We start from the raw sequence: 19030 nt of genomic DNA, 5'->3' as shown, positions 1-19030 counted from the left end.
TGACCCGATGAACGACACTGCGCCCCCCGACGAGGAACAGTTCCGCAGACTCGCCGCGTACAGACGAGTGGAGCAAGTCGAAGCCGGCCGGAGCCTGTATGCCCCCGAAACGGGTGTCGCTTCGTCGGGACGACACCGTTCACGTGCCGCCCGCTTGCCGTCCTCGGTCAGCGGGTTCGGGTGAGGGCATCGATCGCGGTGACCTCTTCGGCGGTGAGACTGAGGTCTTCCAGGTCGAGGTTGGCGGCGATGCGCTCACGGCGGGACGACCTGGGGAGGATGACGATGTCGTGTTCCAGGTGCCAGCGCAGCACGACTTGGGCGGGCGTAACAGCGTGCCGCTCAGCGATCTCCGTCAGGACCGGGTGGCGCAGGTCGGTGTTCTTCAGGCCGCTGTAGCCCTCGACGACCATGCCTCGACGGCGGTGTTCGTCCAGCAGGGCAGGGTCGTGCTGGCCCGGGCTCCACGGAATCTGGTTGACCGCCGGCTGGCGTCCGGTGGCCTCGGTGAGCAGGTCGATCTGGGCCGGGCTGTAGTTGCTGACCCCGACTTCGCGGGCCAGCCCCGCGTCCTTGGCGGACAGCAGCTCCTGCCAGGTCGAGACGAGCTCGTCCCGGCCCGTCGGCCAGTGGATCAACCAAAGATCCACATAGTCGGTGTCGAGCTGGCGGAGGCTGGACTCCAGGGTGCGACGGGCACGCCGCGCGTCCTGCGGGCGCAGCTTGGTGGTGACGAAGACCTGTTCCCGGTCCACGCCGCTGTCCTTCACGGCCCTGCCGACCTCTGACTCGTTCTGATACAACGTCGCGGTATCGACATGCCGGTAACCGGCCTCAAGCGCCGCGCGTACCGACTCGTACGCCGCGTTGCGCTGCAGTTGCCAGGTCCCAAAACCGATCATCGGTAGTGCGGCACCACCAGGCAGCTTCACAGTCCACGTCATACACGCCATTCTGCCTGCATCACCGCGCCTTGATCGACGCCGGCCCTTGGCAGCCGGCGATCCTGGACGCTCTGCCGGTCAGACGCTCACGCCGACGAACGGATATTCGCCAAGACTGTGGGAGGCAGCCGTCGGCCGTCTTGAGCCGCACGTCAGACGACCGTGTGGAGACCACGATGCGCCTGGTCGCCGACGACGTCATCGGCCTGCAGATCCCGAGCTGCGGCCACTTCCCCGCCGAGGAAGCGCCCGACGCGCTACTCGCGGCCCTCGGCTCATTCCTGACGCCGTATCGCGACGCGGCCGGACCACATCTTCAGCGCTGAGTATCCACGCCCGTTGAGAACACGACCGCCTGCCGGCCACAAATGCAACAAAGGGAGAGAAGCCGATACTGCGTCCCTGGCTCTCGGATACTGCGAAGTGATCACGAGCGGTGCGGCGTGGCGGTGGTCGGTCCGTACGACTTCACGCTGCCGGCGATCGCCGCCATGATCGCCGTCAGGACACCGAAGATGATCGACAGGCCTACGGCGATGCCGTTGCTCTTGCCGAAGCCGAAGACGAACGTGAGCTGGGCACCCAAGGTCGTGCTCCCCTGAAGCGGCCCCAGGAAGATCGTCGCCACCGCGTAGAACACGCAGAGCGCGCACAGCGTCCACGCGCCGGGAATGCTGCGAGCGACTGTGAACCCTGCGGCGACCAACAGCACCCCGGCGCTGATGAAGCCGCCGAGCACGTTCTCCACCACCAGGCTGGACCAGCGACCGCCCGCTCCGCTGGCGTAGACGACGTTGTAGAGCGCGAACCAGACGAGCATGCCGGCGGTGAGCAGTGCCAGGATGCCGGCGATCACCGCCGCCGCGCCGTACGCCCCTGGCCTGGGTGTCGCCGCCAACGGCCTCGGCCCGTCACCCCACGGCCCGGGCCCGCCTGCCATCGGCGGCTGCCGGTATTGAGGAAACCCGGGCTGCGGTGGTGGGACCGGGACTTGGTGTTGTGGCATGGGTCGCCTGGTCAGCAGCACATGGAGTTGGTCGGCGCGCAGCCGTTCGGCGGGGTCTTTGTGCAGCAGTCCGCTGATGGCGGGAGCGAGAGGGCCGGCATGGGCAGCGGGGTCTTCGGTGGCGATGGCGACCATGACCGCTCCGGGACTGGCGCCGCCGAACGGCGGATGGCCCTCCAGAGCGGTGAACAGTGTCGCGCCCAGGGACCACAGGTCGGACTCCGCGGTGGCCGGCAGGCCGCGTACTTGTTCGGGGGACATGAACGAAGGCGTTCCGATCAGCGCGCCCGAACGGGTCAGAGCGGCCTCGCCGTCGACTCTGGCGATCCCGAAGTCGGTCAGCACGACACGATCGCCCTCGAGCAGTACGTTGGCGGGCTTGATGTCGCGGTGGGTGATGCCTGCCTGGTGGGCGGTGCGCAGGGCGTCCAGGATCTGCAGCCCGATGTCGGCGACCCGGTCGGCGGGGAGCGGTCCGTTCGTCCGGATCAGATCGTCCAGGGAACGCCCGTGGACCAGTTCCATGACGATCCAGGGGCGCCCGTCGTCACCGGTGACCCGGTCGTGAACGGTGATGATGCCGGGGTGTTTCAATCGGGCGGCGGCGCTCGCCTCCCGGTCCAGCCGCGCGATCCACGACTCACGCTCGGCGTCGGTGAAACCCTCGGGGAGCCGAAGCTCCTTGACGGCCACCTCCCTTTTCAACTGCTCGTCGTAGGCGCGCCAGACAGCCCCCATGCCGCCCTGCCCCAGCAACTCCGACAGCCGGTACCGGGCCGCCAGAACTCGCCCAACATCCTCAACCACGCCAGGCAACATACCTCGGACCCACACCGCGACCACAGCGATTCACGCCACACACAGACATCAATATCTGTAAGTCGGCTGGGTGCCCGGCGCAGGTCCGCTGTCGCCGAGGCGGTCGCAGCGTTGGTGGTACGCCGAGTTGGCTGGCAGCCTTCGTGCTGAGTCATCGAGGCTTTCCGCTGCAGCCGAATCCGGGGTTCCCGCTGCGGGGATCGATCATGCCCTTTATCTTCTTTGTCTGATTGTTCTGGGCCTGGTCATAAGTGATCGGGTCCTGCCTCTTTGAAGTCACTGCGATGCGTCGGGGTGGGCCCACCCCGCGATTGGAGTCCATAGATGAGACACGTCCGAGTGCTGGGGGTCGCGGGCGCCGCCTGTGTTGCTGCGACCGCTGTCGCGGCTGCCGTCGTGTCCGGTGGGGACGGCGGGTCGAACGCTTCCACCGTCGCGTACGGCGGTAGTGCCGCGACGAGATGGCCCGTCGACCCGCCGGTGGCGACCGGGATCGCCGACCCCGGTGTCATCGCCACGGCGAGTGGCTGGGTCGCGCTGAGCACGATGGACTGGGACAAGCCCGGACGGATCCGTACCGCCAAGGAGCTCAAGGGCCCCTGGGCCAAGGTCAATCGCAAGCTGCTGACCCGCAAGGCCGCCTGGATGGGCGGCAACAAGAGCGTCTGGGCGCCGTCGATCGTGAAGGCGACCGACGGTTCGTACCGCGTGTACTTCGCCGGCGCGCTGCCCGGCACGTCCAACCGCTGCATCGGCGTGGCTCGCGGCACCGATGCCCGCGGACCGTTCACGCCGTACGACCGTGCACTGGCCTGTTTCTCGGGGGCAGGCGCCCACGCCTACGACACGGTCGCCAAGGAGGGGAAAGGGCAGTCGCTCATCGACCCGACGCCCGCCCGCGTCGGCGGCCAGCTCGTCCTCACCTACAAGACCGGGTACCGCGCGGGCTCGGGGAAGCCGTGGCACACCACCACGCGGATGGTCCGGCTCAACCCGGCCCAGCCGCAGCAGACCATGGCCAATCCCGTCCACAAGAACGGGGCCGGCATCAAGCTCACCGACTCGGTGCACAAGTACATCGAGGAGAACCCGGTGCTGGTCGAGCACGGCGGTAAGTACACGCTGTTCAACTCGTTCGGCTGGTACGGCACGTGCGACTACTGGACCCGGTACCGGCAGAACACCAGCCTGTGGTCGGGCTGGACGTCCAAGTCGCCGACCCGGGTGACGTTCCCGCGTTCGATGAACACCTGCGGCACCGGCAACGCCGACATCGTCCACGGCCTGCCCGAGGGCTCGTGGCGGATCCTGTTCAACGGCCACCCGGACCGCGCCACCGCCGGCGGTCCGGACGGGCTCTATGTCGGCGTCCTCGGATGGAACGGCGGACGCCCGGCCGTGACGAGCCTCCTCCGCTGAGCACGGCTTCTTCGTACGGCACGAGGCCCGGAATCGCACCCGATTTCGGGCCTTCGCCATGGAAAGGCCTTGTGTGTCGGCTGGAGAGGGAAAGGGCTCGCGTGGGCCGGGTGGCGCAGTGCGGCATGAGGGAGGCGATGACGCGGGGCGGGAGGACTTGGCTGAGCGAGAGGGGGACTGCCCGCGATGGCTTGGTCTCGTTGGCCAGAGTCGGCTATGGCTGCGTGCGGGGGGCTGGGCACCGGGACAATCGGAGCACGCTGAGCTAGGTGCCAATCCGAATGTTCGTGCATTGGCGTCGGAGTTCGTTGCAGTGAACGCCAAGGCCGCCGCTCGCCGGCGTGCGCTCGAGAGGAGGGCATCGTGGGCTTCCTTGAGACACCCGACGATGATGCAGATGAGCAGGTCGGCCGCTTGTTCGATGCCGACCGTGAGGCTCTGGGGTACGTGGCGAACTACACCCGGGTGTTCGCGTTGCGCCCTGCCGTCTATTCCGCATGGCAGCAGCTCAATGCTGCGGTCAAGGAGGGCATGGACGCGCGTATTTACGAATTGGTCACGCTGGCCGCCGCGCGGCGGCTGCGGTCCAGCTATTGCTCCCTCGCTCACGGGAAGGTGCTGCGAGACCGGTTCTATGACGCGGGCGCAGTGGAGGCGATCGCCACCGATCCTCACAACGCGGGCCTGGACCCGGCCGACATGGCCATCATGGATTTCGCCGAGCGGGTAGCGGCCGATGCCACCGCCATCACCGAGGCCGACATCGACGAACTTCGCCGTCACGGCCTGACCGATGCCGACATCTTCCAGGTGGTGCTGGCCACCTCCGCCCGGTGCTTCTTCAGCACCGTTCTCGATGCCGTCGGGACCGAACCCGATGCCCAGTTCCGGACCGCGATCGAACCCGAACTCCAGCAAGCCCTCACCGTCGGTCGCGATATCGCCGCAGCAGACGATCAACCCTGAAACGGCTGGAGCGTCCCTCGTTCGCCGCGATCCGATGAGTTCTTCACCGCACGTACCGCCCGAATAACGTCACTCGGGGTGATCATGGCTTGTTGGGGTGGGGTCCAGTGCCTGGATGGCGAAGTCGATCGCGGTGGCCATTCGCTGCGGGTCGTGTTGGGCGCGTTCTCGGACCCGAAGTCCGAGCACCGTGGTGAACAGCAGTTCCGTGGCGGCGTCGAGGTCGAGATCGGCGGGCAGTTCGCCGTTGCGGCGGCCCTGATCCAGCAGTGAGCGCAGGGCTGATCGGGTGACCTCGAACGCCGCCTCGGTCCGGGCGCTCACCTCGGCGTCGGTGGTGCCCAGCTCGGTAGCGGTGTTCACCACCAGACAGCCCTGGCCGGCCGCGGCGCCGGTCGTCTCATCGGACGTGCAGCCCACCAGCCACAGCAGCCAGTCGCGCAGCACGTGCCGGACCGGCTGTCCGGTGACTTCCAGTCGTTCTTTGGCCTGGGTGGACTCGGTGGCCCGGTAGTAATCGAGGGCGCGCAGGAAGAGCGTGTGCTTGTCCTCGAACGTCCGGTAGAGGCTGCTGGGCGTCAGCCGGAGTTCGGCGCCCAGGTCGCGGACCGAGGTGGCGTGGTAGCCACGATGCCAGAACAGGTCGGTCGCCTGGGCGACCGCCTCCTGCTCGTCGAACTGCCGAGGTCGCGCCATGCGTCACACCCTACCCAACTTGTGGAGCGATCGATCCCATACTAGAGTCCGGCGTCATATGGGAGCGATCGCTCCCAAATTGGCCTTCCCCCAGGAGGTAGACGTGACGGCCACTGAGCAGACCGCCCCCACCGTTCGGCAGGGGCCGGAACCAAGTCGCTGGGCCGCCGTCGCGGCCGTGACGCTGGGCACGTTTCTGCTGGTCACCGCCGAGCAGCTGCCGATCGGGCTGCTTACCGACGTGGGCTCGGCGCTGCGGGTGTCCGAGGGCACGGCCGGGCTGATGGTGACGGTGCCCAGTCTGGTCGCGGCGATCGCGGCACCGGTGGTCCCGACGTTGGTCGGCCGCCTGGACCGGCGGCTACTGCTGTTGAGCTTGATGGGGTTGATGACGCTCGCCAACGCGGCGTCCGCGCTGGCACCGGGCTTCGCCGTGCTGGTGGCTTCCCGGGTCCTGGTCGGGGTGGCGATCGGCGGCTTCTGGGCGGTCGCGGGCGGGCTGGCGGTCCGGCTGGTGAACGAGGCGAACGTGCCGCGCGCCACCGCGATCATCTTCGGCGGGGTCAGCGCGGCGAACGTGTTCGGTGTGCCGATCGGCACAGTGATCGGCGGTCTGGCCGGATGGCGGACCGCGTTCGCGGCGCTCGGCGCGTTGGCACTGATCACGGTCGTCGCGTTGCTGGCCGTGCTGCCGCCGCTGAACGCATCCCAGGCGATGAGCCCGTGGCTGCTGACCCGGCAGCTGCGCAACCCCGGCGTTCGGATCGGCATCCTGGCGACGTTCCTGCTGATCACCGGGCATTTCGCGGCCTACACCTTCGTCAGCCCGGCGCTGCAGCGCCTGTCGGGGATCGACGCGCGGCTGGTCGGGCCGCTGCTGTTCGCGTTCGGTATCGCGGGCATGGCCGGCAACTTCGCCGCCGGTGCGGCCCTGGCCCGCCGCCCGTACCGCACCGTGCAGATCATCACCCTGACTCTGACCGCCGCCATCCCGCTGTTCCTGCTGCTGGGCCGCAGCACGATCGGTGGTACGGCGCTGCTGATCGTGTGGGGCCTGGCGTTCGGCGGCGTGTCCGTCAGTCTCCAGACCTGGATGATCAAAACCGCGCCGCGCGCGGTGGAGGCGGCCTCGGCGTTGTGGGTGGCGGTGTTCAACCTGTCGATCGGCCTCGGCGCACTGGTCGGCGGCATCATCGTCGACTCACTCGGACTGCCCGGCGTGCTGTGGATCGGCGGCGCCGCCGCACTCCTGGCGGCACTGACGGTGTGGACCGCGCGCGGCAACGCCGACCTACGATGACCGGATGCACCCCGACGCACAGCTCTACCTGTCACTCACGGTGCTAGGTATTCCAGCGCGTAGCCGTTGGCGGAGGGGGTTACGCGGGCTATGCCGGGGGAGTCGAGGTGGGCGCCGGCGACGAAGTGGTTTGGTCGGGTCAACTGTTCGAGGAGGGCCGCTCGCGCGGCGCGGGCCTGGGACTGGTCGCCGTCGAGTTCCCAGGACACGTTCGGCTGATCGAATTGGAGCGTGGGGACGTGCACGGTGTCGCCCCAGGCGAGTAGGTGGCCGGTGCCGCTCCGGATGTCGTAGACGGTGTGACCGGGGGTGTGGCCCGGTGTCGGGATCGCGGTGGCCCAGTCGTTGATCGCGACCTTCTCCGACACGGGGACGACCCGGTCGCGGATCGGCTCCAGCCGCCCGGTGAACACTGAGGTATCGCCCGCGCCGACCCACACTCGCTCGAGTTCGGTGAACGCCTCTGAACCGTCCGGGGCGATCAGGCCGCTCACGTGGTCTTGGTGCTTGTGGGTGATGGCCACATCGGTGATCTGTGCGCGGTCGATTCCCGCTTCGAGGAGCGCGTCGTAGATCAGCCCCATGGTGGGCTCGTGCCAGGCGTTGGACGCGCCGGTGTCGATGAGAAGCGACCGGGTTCCGTCGGTGACGAAGAAGGCGTTGACCGACAGTCGCAAGTTGTCCCCGGCCAGCGGTACGGCGGCCGGCAGCTCTCTGAGTGCGCGTCCGTTCTCGTCGCGGAGCCGTGTCGGCGGCATGTCGATGTACCCGTCGCGTAGCGAGATCACCTGCAGGTCGCCGAACTCGAACGTGGCGTGGTGTCGGCCACTCGAGATCAAACGCATGGAACCTCCGTTGTGTTGGGCGGGTGGTTCTTCGATAGAAGAGTACGTCTTCTTTAGGAGAAACTCTACACTGTGGGGCTGCGGGTATTCATCGATCGAGGAGCACGGTGGGCGAGCACGACGTAAGCGCGGCCGGAGAGCAGCACGGTGACGACCTGGCCGGCGCGTTCGGCGTTAACGTGCGGCGACGCCGCGAGGAGGCGGGCCTGACGCTGGAGCAGCTGTCCATACGGTCGTCGGTCAGCCGGGCGATGCTGTCCAAGGTCGAACGCGGTGAGAAGAGTCCGACGATCGGCGTCGCGTCCAGGATCGCCCACGCGCTCGGCGCATCGCTCTCGGATCTGGTTGGTGCGCCGGCCGCTGCCGCGTCGGGCGTGGCCATTGTCATGCGTAAGAACGATCGCCCCGTTTTCCGTGACCCGGAAACCGGCTTCGAGCGGCACATCGTGTCAGCGGCTCCGGGTGCGGGAGACGCCGAGATGGTCGTTCACTACCTCCCCGCGCAGGTCTCCACCGGGCTGCTGCCCGCATATCCGCCCGGTACGGAGAAGCAACTCGTGGTGCTCGAAGGCACCCTCACCGTCGCGATCGGCGGGATCAGCGAGACCTTGAATGCAGGCGACTCTCTGTTCTTTCAGGCCGACGCGGACCACGGCTTCGCCAACCGAACGAACGCCTCCTGCGAATACATCATGGTCATCTCGCGCCGAACCTGAAGAATTGATGGCCGCGCAGCTGCCTCCAGACCTTCGCGCAGGCTATGGCTCCGGTGTGGTGCAAGGCGGTGATGCCTGCGCCGGCGCGCACGTACAGCGCGTTGTCGGTGGGCAGTACGGCGAATCCTTCTTTCTTCGAGAGCTCGGCGGCGGCGAGCAGCGGAGTCTGCTGGGTTGTTGACGTGACGGGTGGGTGTCTAGCTCGTGAGCTTCTGTCGGGTTTTTTCGGGGTTCTGCTCGCCGAGGGGCAGGTTCAGCAGGTAGTGCAGCGCCAGGCTGTACTCGAGGTGGAGGTGAGGGTTTCGCAGGGCGGGCCCGAAGAGCTCGTCGAGTTGGCGGAGCCGATAGCGGATCGTCTGGGGGTGGACGTACAGGCGGTCCGCGACGTCCACGGCTCTGAATCCCGACTGCAGCAGGTGCTGCAGGGTCACGGCCAAGCGCTGGCGCTGCGTTCTCGGCAAGGTCATCAGCGGAGCGAGGCGGTAGGTGACCAGGTGCGCCGACATGTATGGGTCGCGCGCGGCCTGGAGGAGCGGGATGTTGTCGACGGCGAACCACAAGGGGCCGCCGTCGCCGTTCGCGAAGAGGTCCAGGGTCTCGCGGGCCCAGGCCAGCGATCGGGCCAGTTCGGTGAGTGGTACGGTCGGCCCTACCGCGGCGCTCCATCCGTGCAGTTCGCGTGTGTAGGCGGCCCGTCGGCCAGGCCCGTCGGGGTCGTACACGATCGCGCAGGGGCGGTCGTCGTACGTTCCGATCAGGGTATCGGCGTGAAACTCAGGAGCCAGGCCGTTGTCGCGGGGCAGGAGTGCGATGGCCGCGGCCGAACGGGGCGCGGGCCACTGAGCCGCCTCTGCGAGCCGTTCGATGTCTTTGGGTGCGGGGTCGCGACTCAGCAGAAGCTCCAGCAGTTGCCGACGCCGCCGACGTCGCTCTCCCTCCGCGGCCGCGGCGGCGTTCTCCGAATACCCGGCCCGCATCGCCGACGCCAGGTCGTCCACGTAGCCCATCGTCCGCTGCGCGATGAGCCCGATGATCGTCGTGGTCACCCCCGGATGACCCTGAACGACCTCGCTGAGACGGCTGATCGTCACGCCCGTTCCGACCCGGAACGCCGTCTCCCAGACCTCGGGGCCGAGGCCTTGTTCGGAGATCCAGGCCCCGTACTCGCGGAAGAAGGCCTTGATGTCCTCCTGGCTGGTCTCGTCGTCCTCCATCAGGTCGATGAACCCGCTGATCGTCCATGACACCGACTGGTTCAACCGTTTCGCGTACTGCGGTTCGTGCGGACGTACCAGGACCGGCAGCTCGGCGGCGATGGCGGCCACGGCCTCGTGCGCGACCTCGTCGATTCGTTCACGCAGCACCGTGATGAGGCCGGCCACCTCCATGTCCGGGATCTCATGCTCAATCAGCCGATACCGCATGGTCCAGAAAGTAGACGTAACCTGCATCACAGACAAGCGGACGCCTGCGCAACCCCTCAAGCCTCCTGCGCACCTTCGTGACAGATCTTTCCTTCTGTCGTGTTCGCGGGTGTGACGGACTCCCGGCTCATGATCAACCGTGCGGAGATCGGCCTTGCCGAGGACGACCAGCGTCTTCTCTCGCAGGTGGGGCTGCCTCGTGAGACTCCGCTGTTCACGGCGGACGTGCCCTCCGTGCACAGCTGATGGCCTGACTGAGGCCGTTGCGGGAGGAGCTTGCGCGGTGGCGGGCCGTGGTACGGCAACGGTCTGCCCCCGAGTGGGCAGGCGCCCCGACGGCCACCGGGGTCGGGTGGTCATCGGGGCGTTCCGTTCAGGCGGCGAACCGGCGGGCGAAGTCGGCGGCGCTGGTGGGGGTGATGGTGGGGTAGCGGGTGTTGTCGAGCGAGTCGAGCTTGGCCTTGCCGCTGACCATCGCCCATACGTACTGCAGGGCGACGTAGCCGGTCACGGGGTTCCCGGCGGCCTTGCGGCGCTGGATCTCGGCGTGCAGGTCATCGACGTCGCCCTTGCGCCGGAGTTCCAGGGAACGGCCTGAGCCGCGCTGCATGGCCGCGTGGAACTCCTTCATGGTCACCACGTCGCCCGCGACCTGGAGGTTGCGGGCGGCGGTGCTCGGGTCGAGCGCGGCGGCCGCGGTGTAGGCGGCGGTGTCCGGGACGGTGGTGAAGTCGCAGGGCTGGTCGCCGTCTCCCCAGTAGTCGAACGTGCCGGCCTCCCAGTCGATCATCTCGATGAACGGGGCCGTCATGACTTCCAGGAACGCCCCGTTCAGGATGGAGGTCTGCTTCACCGGACTGCCCTCGAACGCCTCGTCGGCCTTCTTACGGTGATCCAGGAAGACGTTGTCGCCATAGTCGAGCTTGAACAGATCGATCGCGAAGTCCGAGGGGATCATGCGCGGTACCCCGGCCTTCTCGGCGGCGCGGAGCAGGTTGACCTGCCCGTCGACGACCACGTCCGGCCCACCCTGGACCGCCGAGATGATGACCTGGTTGCCGTGATCACTGGCGAAGGTAAGGTCTGAAACCGGTTACAAGGTCAAGCCGTGAAGGGGGCCTCATGCGCATCGGGGAGTTGGCCAGGCTGACCGGAGTCGACGAGCAACTCCTACGGTACTACGAGAGGCAGGGACTGCTGGCACCCGAACGGGCCGCCAACGGCTACCGCGAATATGCCGACACGGATGTGGGTGCCGTACGGAAGATTCGCGTCCTCCTGGGCGCCGGACTCTCCACTGCCACGATCGCCGAGGTCTCGTCCTGCCTGCGGGACGACTCTCTGCCCACCCCCGCCTGCGCCGGTGTGGTCGAACGCCTCCGCGGTGAACGCGACCGGATCGATCAGAGCATCGAGGCACTCCAGGACGCACGGACCGTTCTGAACGACCTCATCGGCCGAGGGGAAACCGCGCTGCCGATCCCCGGGTGACTCAGTGTGCGGGAGCTGTCTCCTCATCTCGGGGCTGGGGTGTCGCGGGGCCGGGATGTCGGGGGAGATCGTGCTCACGCCCCGCTGGTGCGGGGCGTGAGCACGGAGTGTGTGGTGTGGCGGGTGCGCACGAGGTGTGTGGTGCGCGCGGGTGGGGTCAGCCGTTGGCGAGTGCTTGGAGACGGTCGTAGGCGCCGTTGAAGCGGTTGTGGTCGCCGACGGTCGGGCCCGTGCTGGTGTACTGCCAGATGGTGTGGAAGCCCCAGCCGGCCGGCAGTTCACCGACCGATGAGCCGTAGCGCGGGATCCAGAGCGGGTTGATCGCGCCGAAGCCGCTGTAGTTGCCCGTGCAGGTCTTCCACCAGCTGGTGGAGGTGTAGATCACGGCGTCCCTGCCGGTGCGCGACTTGTAGGTCGCGAACCACTGCTGCATCCAGCTGATCAGTGCGCCGGCGCTCATCGAGTAGCAGGTCTGCCCGTACGGGTTGTACTCCATGTCGAGGGCGCCCGGCAGCGTCTTGCCGTCGCGTGACCAGCCGCCGCCGTGGTCCACGAAGTAGTTCGCCTGCGTCGCTCCGCTGGAGCTGTTGGGGACCGCGAAGTGGTACGCGCCCCGGATCATGCCGATGTTGTAGGAGCCGTTGTACTGCTGCGCGAAGTAGGGGCTGATGTAGCTGTTGGATTCGGTGGCCTTGACGTAGGCGAACCGTACGCCGCTGTTCCATAGCGTCGACCAGTTGACGTTGCCCTGATGGCTGCTGACGTCCACGCCTTCCACGGACGCGGCCAGCGATGGCGGTGGCGCCTCGCCGGGAGGGTCCGTCTCGTGCTTGGCGATCTCGGACCCGGCCCAGTGCTGGTCGGGTCCGTTGTGCGGGGTGGCGGCGGTCGCCGTACCTGGCGTCGCGATCGCTGACGCGAGGAGGGCGATGAGGGTGCCTGCCACGATGAACGGTCTGTGCGGGGGGCGGGGGGACGGCTTTGATCCGAGCACGGATCGACCTCCAACGACCTTGAGGGGTGACTTGGGAGTCAGGTGTTCTGGGTCGAATAGTTATTCAAGGGGTAAATGGTGCAGATTGCTACCCTTTGGCTTCACCGAGACCGCCGATCGAGCGCGATCAGAATGCTCGGCGTATCAGCGTGCGGATGTCGGATTCCGTATCGTCCGGTTCGGTACGTCGCGGACGACCGGTCGCCCCGCCTCCAGGCTCTCGCGTATCGCGGCCCGCGCCTCCTCGCGCGGAGCGGCCTCGGGCGGTGCGACCAGACCCCCGCGCCGGGGGATCAGATCCTCCAACCACGACTCAGGGAAATCCAGAACGTGCTCATCGCGAACGGCGGGGGGATGATCATCCATGCGGCCCGATGCAAGGCAACGGTGACGGCGGCGCTGACCCACGCTCCAAACGGCCTGACCGTTGTTGTTGGACAGGGGGTGCATGGGGGGCTTTACTGGCAGACGCGATCGTTTATTTGGCAGCGTTCCCCCTTCGAAAGAGCGGACCCCATGTCACGATCACTACGCCGCGGTGCCCTCGCCGTCTTCGCGCTCGCGACCTCCGTCATCGCCGCCCCGGTCGCGAACGCGGCCGCCGCGCCCGTCACGCTGGGCGGCGGCAGCGGAATCGCGTTCGACCAGGGACGGCCGGGCGAACCGACGCAGGCCACCAGCTACGGCTGCACCCTCACCGCCATCGGGCACGACCGCGACGGCGACCTCGTCGCGCTGACCAACGCGCACTGCTTCATCACCGAGGACGGCACGAAGCTGGTCGGCGAGGACGTCTACCGCAACACCGTCCCGTCGGGCACGAGCGTGAACTGGGCCAACGAGATCAACCCCGACCTGGAGGCCGGGGTCATCGGGAAGGTCACCTACGTCAGCACGCCCAACAACTACGTCTCTGGCGGTACGCCCGGCCTGGACTACTCGGTGATCAAGCTGGACCCGGCGAAGGTGCACCCCACGTCCACCGTCGGCGGCGTGACCCTGACCTCGGTCGGCGCGCCGCCCTCCAACGGCACCGTCATGTGCAAGGAGGGCCACACGACCGGCCTGACCTGCGGCGCGAAGGTCGGCGAGGACAAGATCTGGTTCACCCACACGATCTGGACCTGGGCCGGCGACTCGGGCTCCCCGGTCGCGGTCGGCACGACCCTGGTCGGCAACGCCTGGGGCCTGCAGCACAGCACGCCCATCCTCAGCATCCTGAAGGACATGGACGCCAACGGTGGTGTCGGCGCGGGCTTCCAACTGGCGACCTGACGGTCGCCGAAGCGCGAAACCAGGCACCGCGCAGCGGGTGCGGTGCCTGGTGAACGCCCCCAAGGCGATCGAGTGGGTCTCTGATGTGTTGGTCAGCGTTGGGGGATGGGTGCGGGGGCGCAAAGTGGGTATCGCCTGCGAATGGGGAGTGCTCGGGGGGAACGGCTGACGTGTCTGGTGACCGGGGCGACGGGATACATCGGGGGTCGGCTCGTTCCCGAGTTGCTGGCGGCGGGGTATCGGGTGCGCTGCATGGTGCGGCGGCCGGAGAAGCTTGCTGATTATCCGTGGGCCGGCGAGGTGGAGATCGTACGGGGCGATGTCCTTGCTCCGGAGACGTTGCCCGGGGCACTTGATGGGGTCGACGTCGCGTATTACCTGATCCATGCCATGGGCGGTGGCGCGGGGGATTTCGCGGAGCGGGATCGGCAGGCGGCGCACCATTTCGCGGACGCCGTTCAGAAGGCCGGTGTGGGTCGTGTGGTCTATCTCGGGGGTCTGTATTCGGGAGGGCGGCTGTCGCATCATTTGGAGTCGCGGGCTGAGGTGGCCGACATTCTGCTGCGGTCCGGGGTTCCGACGGCGGTCCTGCGCGCGGCGGTGATTCTCGGATCGGGATCGGCGTCGTTCGAGATGTTGCGGTATCTGACCGAACGGCTTCCGGCCATGGTCACCCCGCGCTGGGTGCGTTCGCGGATCCAGCCGATCGCGATCCGGGACGTGCTGCGCTATCTGGTGGGCGTCGCCGAGCTGCCGCGTGAGGTGAATCGGGCCTTCGACATCGGCGGGCCCGACGTGCTGACCTACCGGGACATGATGTTGAGGTACGCGGCCATCGCTGGGCTGCCCGGGCGGGTGATCGTGCCGGTTCCCGTGTTGTCGCCCAAGCTGTCGAGTCTGTGGGTCGGCCTGATCACGCCGGTGCCCAGCGGGATCGCGCGTCCGCTGGTGGAGTCGCTGACCAGCGAGGTGGTCTGCCGGGAGCATGACATCGCCGAGTTCGTACCCGAGCCGCCGGGTGGCCTGGCCGGTTTCGACCGGGCGGTCACCCTGGCGCTCCGGCGGATCCAGGACGCCGACGTGGCCACACGGTGGTCGTCGGCGTCGACACCGGGCGCGCCGAGCGACCCGCTGCCCACCGACCCCGACTGGGCGGGCGGCAGCCTCTACCAGGATCGCCGGGCCAGGCGCACCTCTGCCTCGCCCGAGGCGTTGTGGGAAGTGATCGAGGGAATCGGCGGCGAGAACGGCTGGTACTCCCTGCCGGTGGCATGGCGGCTGCGCGGACTGCTCGACAGCCTTTTCGGGGGAGTGGGGCTGCGTCGCGGTCGCCGGGACCGGCGGCGGCTGCGCGTCGGGGACTCTCTCGACTTCTGGCGTGTCGAGGCCCGCGAGTCGCGACGGCTGCTCCGGCTTCGGGCCGAAATGCGTCTCCCCGGGCTGGCATGGCTGGAGTTGCGGGTGACTCCCGATCGCAACGGCCAGGGCTCCATCTACACCCAGCGTGCGCTCTTCCACCCTCACGGCCTGCTGGGTCACCTGTACTGGTGGTCGATCTTCCCGTTCCACAGCCTGATCTTCGGCCGGATGCCGCGCAACATCACCCTCACCGCGGAACGCCGTGCAGCGGACAACTCCTCGCGCGAGGAGGAACGCGTGGGGCGGTCTTAGTCGGGTGCGAGGAGCTCGGCCAGGCGGAGGGTGTCCTCCAGGTAGCGCTCGTAGGGGAAGCCGGCCGCGATCAGTGCGGCACGGAACTCGTCGTGGAGCGGCTTTCCTTCGGTGTGGAAGGCTTTCCGGCCGGCCTCGGTGAGGCGGACCAGCCGCCGGCGGGCGTGTTCGGGGTCGATGGTGACCCGGACCATGCCGTTCGCCTCGAGCGGTCGGAGCGCTCGGCTGATCGCCGGGTCGGACACCGACATCGCCTGCGCCAGCTGGTGCTGCGTCGCGGGCTCGATGTCCTCCAGCGTGCCCAGCAGCCGCATCTGGCTGTAGGTCAGGCCGTCCCGATCGTCGGTGCGCCGCCGGGCCGCCTCGCCTATCAGCATGACCACGCGGTGCAGCAGGTCTGCGAGTCCCTCGTCCATGGCCGCAGCTTAGCAGAGTGTTGACGAGTTAATATTAACCATGCAAGATTGAAGCCATGAACACCATCAGCTTCACCGCTCAGTCGGCATTCCCCCTGGTCTGGATCGTGGTCCCGGCCATCGGCGCGTTCGTGCGGGCTCGCCACGCCGCCTCACCCCAGGAACGGCTGGAGATCTGGCAGCGCTGGTGGGCCATCGGCGCCTTCGGCATCGGCAGCCTCTGGATGACGGTCGCGTTCCTCGTCTTCCCGGACACCATGGCCACCGCGATCGGCTTCCACCGGACGCCCTTCATGTTCGAGATCGCCTTCGCCAACCTCGGGCTGGCCGTCATGGGATTCCGGGCCGCCTCGGCGTCCGCGCGCGAGCGCATCACCATCGGGCTCGGCGGCGGGATGTTCCTGTGGGGAGCCATCGTCGGCCACGTCTACCAGTGGTTCGCGGGCGGCGACCACGCCCCCGGAAACACCGGCGGCGTCCTGGTCACCGACCTCCTCATCCCCGCCGTCATGATCTTCCTGGCCGTGCGGTCCCGGCGACTGACGGCCACGCCCCGGCCGGCCGTGAACATCGCCGCCTGAGAGTGGCGTCAGGCGGACCGTTCCGGCCGCGCAACGGGGCTAGGCGGGGATGGCCAGGTGGCGGGGGTTGGCGACGGTGAGCTTGTCGATGGTCGTGGCGCGGATCGCTTCGATGACCTCGTCGATGCGGTCGTCCAGGGTGCCTTCGCGGACGGCCAGTGCCAGCTCGGCCTCGGTCTTGCAGCCGAGGGACTGGAGGCGTCCCTGGTGGGCGGCCTTGTGGGCTTCGCCCAGGAGCGCTTCGCGGCGGGCTATCCGGAGGGCGGACGCGGCGACGCGTGCGTGAAAGCGCAGGCGGTCGTCGGGTTGCTCGGCTTCGAGGAGGAACGTGCCCACGGCGTCCAGGAGAGTGGACGCGTTGGGCAGGTCGTGCGGGGGAGCGTCGCTCGCCGGGGCGGCGTCCAGCGGGTCCGGGACGGACATCGGGGACGTCAGGCCGAGGGACAGGAGGAGGTCGTGTTCCTGCTCGCAGACCTTGCGGCCCAGCACGGCGTACTCGATGGACGGATCGGAGCCGCTGAGGAAGCGCTCGGCCTGGTGGCGGCACAGGATCGTCCAGCGGAGGGTGCCGTAGACCTCCCACCAGTGGAGTTCTTCGGGGGTGGGCGGGGTGCCGCCGGCCGCGGCGTAGCCGTCGAGGAGATCGTCGCGGGTGCCGAAGCCGCCGACCGGATGGGGCGAGCCGAACCGCCAGGCCTTGACGCAGAGCCAGCCGAGGTCCTCGGCGGGGTCGCCCAGGTGGGCCAGTTCCCAGTCCAGGACACCCGTGACGCCGGTGGGGTCGATCATCAGGTTGCCGTTGCGGAAGTCGCCGTGGACGACCGACCGCCGGGCGGAGGTCGGCGGGCGGCGGTCGGCCAGGTGGCGGAGCGCGAGTTCGACCGCGGGACGGGGCTCCTCGAACGCCTCGTACTGGGCGCTGAGCGCGGTGAGCGGGTCCTCGTCCGGCAGGTCGGGAACGGGGGACATCGTGTGGAGGCGGGCGAGGATGCCGCCGAGTTCCCTGGCGAGGCGGGGCCTGGCCTCGGCGAACCGGTCATCGCGCAGCAGCCGCCGGGGGATGGTCTCGCCGTCCAGCCGTTCCATGATCAGGTACGGCGAGCCGTCCAGCGCGTCGCCGTGGCGCACCAGAGCGGGAACGGGGACACCGGCCCGGGCGGCGGAGGCCAGGAGCGCGGCCTCGCGGGCCATCGCGGTGGGATCGGGGGACGCGGGCGGGTCGCGGCGCAGGATGAGCGGGCGGCCGTCCGCGGTGAACGACCAGGTCTCACGGCTCGCTCCACCTGACAGGCGGCGCAGGTCCGTCACGTTCGCGGACAGCAGCGCGGTGAGGGCGGCGTCCAGCGTGGTCATGCGCGGGCGGCGCGCTGGGCGGCGGCGAGTTCGCGCAGCGGATCGCTGCCGCGAGTGTCGGCGTACTCCTCGATGCGCGCGATCAGGCCGTCGGCGTTCACCGTGACGAAGAGGCAGGTCGCCATCTCGATGCGCGTCCCGGAGTCGTCCGGCAGCGTGCCGCGCAGGACGTGCCGCTGGACGTAGCCGTCGGGCAGCGTGTCGCGCCGGATCTCCTCGTACCGGAAGTCGTTCAGGTTGCGGGCCAGCCAACGCAGCGTGCGGAGGTTGTCGTCCACGCCCTGCTCGTCGCCGCCGCCAGGGCCGTCGCCGTTGTGCCAGATCAGGGCGCCGGGGGCGTAGAGGGAGCGCAGGGTCTCCACGTCGCCGCCGACGATGGCGGTCATGAACCGGTCGGCGAGTTCCTCGTGCACGGCGTCTCCTTCGCGGAGTCAGGGGAGTGGGAGTCAGGGGGTGGGCGGCAGGCCGAGGGCCCTCACGTTGAGGGTGTCCAGGGTGTCCAGGAGGCGTTCGGTGGCGGGCGGGTCGTCGCCCTGGACGAGCCAGAGGTACAGGGAGTGGTCGACCATCGCGGCGAGCGCGCGGGCCGTCATTTCGGGGTCGAGATCCTGGGCGACCAGCCCGGCGCGCTGCCAGCGCTCGATCGCCTTGGCGGAACGTCCGACGGACACGGCGCGATGCTTGCGCCGCATCTCCTGGAACTCCTCGTTGAACGTCGCGACCTGCTCGACGATCGCCATCATCTTCGCGTTGCGCAGGTACGCCTCGTAGTAGGCGCGGTTGGCGCGGCGGATACGGGCGGCGGGCGACGCGTCGGCGGGCGAGGATTCAGGGTCGGGCGGGACGGGGGAGGACTGCGTCATGTCCTCGAAGAGGCGGTCGGCGACCTCCAGGAAGACGGCCTCTTTGGACGGGAAGTAGGTATAGAAGGAGCCGTAGGCGACCTTGGCGTGCCGGGTGATGTGCGAGACCCGGGTGTCGAGGAACCCGCGCTGCTCGAAGACCTCGCGCGCCGCGGCGATCAGGCGTTCCCTGGTGCGGGTGCCGCGTTCGGTGAGCGGCGTGTGCGTGCCCTCGCCGGCGCCCGTGTCGGTCATGGGGCGTGTGTCCTTTC

Annotated in this window: 20 protein-coding genes; 9 read left to right on the top strand and 11 right to left on the bottom strand. The window is 68.5% G+C overall.

The genetic code is table 11. From position 1 onward, the window contains the following. Window positions 1–167: 167 nt before the first annotated feature. Complete coding sequence (locus J4573_RS12505) at window positions 168–944, bottom strand: aldo/keto reductase (RefSeq protein WP_208255549.1); 777 nt, start codon at window positions 942–944, stop codon at window positions 168–170. 176 nt (window positions 945–1120) lie between these two features. Here J4573_RS12505 and J4573_RS12500 point away from each other — a divergent pair, with 176 nt between their 5' ends. Further along, a complete protein-coding gene (locus tag J4573_RS12500; protein WP_208255548.1) occupies window positions 1121–1270 on the top strand; it encodes a hypothetical protein in 150 nt (49 codons plus the stop codon). Between the two features lie 101 nt (window positions 1271–1371). Here J4573_RS12500 and J4573_RS12495 read toward each other — a convergent pair whose 3' ends face one another. After that, entirely contained in the window at window positions 1372–2757 is a 1386-nt protein-coding gene (locus J4573_RS12495) for a serine/threonine-protein kinase (RefSeq protein WP_208255547.1), read from the bottom strand. Window positions 2758–3093: 336 nt separating this feature from the next. Between J4573_RS12495 and J4573_RS12490 the strand changes: the two genes are divergently transcribed. Further along, on the top strand, window positions 3094–4188 hold the full coding sequence (locus J4573_RS12490; RefSeq protein ID WP_208255546.1) for a family 43 glycosylhydrolase: 1095 nt from the start codon (window positions 3094–3096) through the stop codon (window positions 4186–4188). A 363-nt stretch (window positions 4189–4551) separates the two neighbouring features. Further along, the gene (locus J4573_RS12485) at window positions 4552–5154 is read left to right on the top strand and encodes a carboxymuconolactone decarboxylase family protein (protein WP_208255545.1); all 603 of its coding nucleotides are present in this window, start codon (window positions 4552–4554) and stop codon (window positions 5152–5154) included. 69 nt (window positions 5155–5223) lie between these two features. On the opposite strand, the gene J4573_RS12480 is transcribed toward J4573_RS12485, so the two are convergent. Continuing rightward, complete coding sequence (locus J4573_RS12480; RefSeq protein WP_208255544.1) at window positions 5224–5850, bottom strand: TetR/AcrR family transcriptional regulator; 627 nt, start codon at window positions 5848–5850, stop codon at window positions 5224–5226. Window positions 5851–5953: 103 nt separating this feature from the next. Here J4573_RS12480 and J4573_RS12475 point away from each other — a divergent pair, with 103 nt between their 5' ends. After that, window positions 5954–7150, top strand: a complete 1197-nt coding sequence (locus J4573_RS12475) for an MFS transporter (RefSeq protein ID WP_307796603.1) — start codon at window positions 5954–5956, stop codon at window positions 7148–7150. Window positions 7151–7185: 35 nt separating this feature from the next. Here J4573_RS12475 and J4573_RS12470 read toward each other — a convergent pair whose 3' ends face one another. After that, window positions 7186–7995 (bottom strand): MBL fold metallo-hydrolase, encoded by an 810-nt coding sequence (locus J4573_RS12470; RefSeq protein ID WP_208255542.1) that lies wholly within the window; start codon window positions 7993–7995, stop codon window positions 7186–7188. Window positions 7996–8102: 107 nt separating this feature from the next. Here J4573_RS12470 and J4573_RS12465 point away from each other — a divergent pair, with 107 nt between their 5' ends. After that, complete coding sequence (locus J4573_RS12465) at window positions 8103–8711, top strand: helix-turn-helix domain-containing protein (RefSeq protein ID WP_208255538.1); 609 nt, start codon at window positions 8103–8105, stop codon at window positions 8709–8711. A 197-nt stretch (window positions 8712–8908) separates the two neighbouring features. Here J4573_RS12465 and J4573_RS12460 read toward each other — a convergent pair whose 3' ends face one another. Beyond that, window positions 8909–10135 (bottom strand): PucR-like N-terminal domain-containing protein, encoded by a 1227-nt coding sequence (locus J4573_RS12460; RefSeq protein ID WP_208255536.1) that lies wholly within the window; start codon window positions 10133–10135, stop codon window positions 8909–8911. Between the two features lie 373 nt (window positions 10136–10508). Further along, complete coding sequence (locus J4573_RS12455; protein WP_208255630.1) at window positions 10509–11183, bottom strand: NmrA family NAD(P)-binding protein; 675 nt, start codon at window positions 11181–11183, stop codon at window positions 10509–10511. 74 nt (window positions 11184–11257) lie between these two features. Between J4573_RS12455 and J4573_RS12450 the strand changes: the two genes are divergently transcribed. Next, window positions 11258–11626: a MerR family transcriptional regulator gene (locus J4573_RS12450; protein ID WP_208255534.1), complete on the top strand. Its 369-nt coding sequence runs from the start codon at window positions 11258–11260 to the stop codon at window positions 11624–11626. A gap of 157 nt (window positions 11627–11783) precedes the next feature. Here the strand turns inward: J4573_RS12450 and J4573_RS12445 are convergent, their stop codons facing one another. Continuing rightward, window positions 11784–12572 carry a lysozyme gene (locus tag J4573_RS12445; RefSeq protein ID WP_307796602.1) on the bottom strand — a complete coding sequence of 263 codons (789 nt, stop codon included), beginning with the start codon at window positions 12570–12572 and terminating at the stop codon, window positions 11784–11786. A 564-nt stretch (window positions 12573–13136) separates the two neighbouring features. Between J4573_RS12445 and J4573_RS12440 the strand changes: the two genes are divergently transcribed. Together J4573_RS12440 and J4573_RS12435 are read left to right on the top strand one after the other, a co-directional pair. Beyond that, entirely contained in the window at window positions 13137–13895 is a 759-nt protein-coding gene (locus J4573_RS12440) for a trypsin-like serine peptidase (RefSeq protein ID WP_208255531.1), read from the top strand. Between the two features lie 141 nt (window positions 13896–14036). Next, window positions 14037–15566, top strand: coding sequence for an SDR family oxidoreductase (locus J4573_RS12435; RefSeq protein ID WP_208255629.1), 1530 nt, complete (start codon window positions 14037–14039; stop codon window positions 15564–15566). Here J4573_RS12435 and J4573_RS12430 read toward each other — a convergent pair. Continuing rightward, window positions 15563–15982 (bottom strand): MarR family winged helix-turn-helix transcriptional regulator, encoded by a 420-nt coding sequence (locus tag J4573_RS12430; RefSeq protein WP_208255529.1) that lies wholly within the window; start codon window positions 15980–15982, stop codon window positions 15563–15565. The two genes, J4573_RS12435 and J4573_RS12430, sit on opposite strands and share 4 nt — an antisense overlap. 56 nt (window positions 15983–16038) lie before the next feature. Here J4573_RS12430 and J4573_RS12425 point away from each other — a divergent pair, with 56 nt between their 5' ends. Further along, window positions 16039–16563: a DUF6790 family protein gene (locus J4573_RS12425; RefSeq protein ID WP_208255524.1), complete on the top strand. Its 525-nt coding sequence runs from the start codon at window positions 16039–16041 to the stop codon at window positions 16561–16563. A 39-nt stretch (window positions 16564–16602) separates the two neighbouring features. On the opposite strand, the gene J4573_RS12420 is transcribed toward J4573_RS12425, so the two are convergent. Genes J4573_RS12420 through J4573_RS12410 form a run of 3 tightly spaced genes read right to left on the bottom strand, consistent with a single transcriptional unit; the run spans window position 16603 to window position 19013 of the window. Next, window positions 16603–17916, bottom strand: coding sequence for a phosphotransferase family protein (locus tag J4573_RS12420; RefSeq protein WP_208255523.1), 1314 nt, complete (start codon window positions 17914–17916; stop codon window positions 16603–16605). Beyond that, window positions 17913–18329 (bottom strand): nuclear transport factor 2 family protein, encoded by a 417-nt coding sequence (locus tag J4573_RS12415; protein ID WP_208255521.1) that lies wholly within the window; start codon window positions 18327–18329, stop codon window positions 17913–17915. Before J4573_RS12415 ends, J4573_RS12420 begins: the two co-directional genes overlap by 4 nt. A 33-nt stretch (window positions 18330–18362) precedes the next feature. Then, the gene (locus J4573_RS12410; protein WP_208255520.1) at window positions 18363–19013 is read right to left on the bottom strand and encodes a TetR/AcrR family transcriptional regulator; all 651 of its coding nucleotides are present in this window, start codon (window positions 19011–19013) and stop codon (window positions 18363–18365) included. Window positions 19014–19030 lie beyond the last annotated feature (17 nt).

The sequence above is a fragment of the Actinomadura barringtoniae genome (assembly GCF_017573505.1).
Taxonomy (GTDB): Bacteria; Actinomycetota; Actinomycetes; order Streptosporangiales; family Streptosporangiaceae; genus Spirillospora; species Spirillospora barringtoniae.
This window is presented reverse-complemented; position numbering and strand designations above follow the sequence as displayed.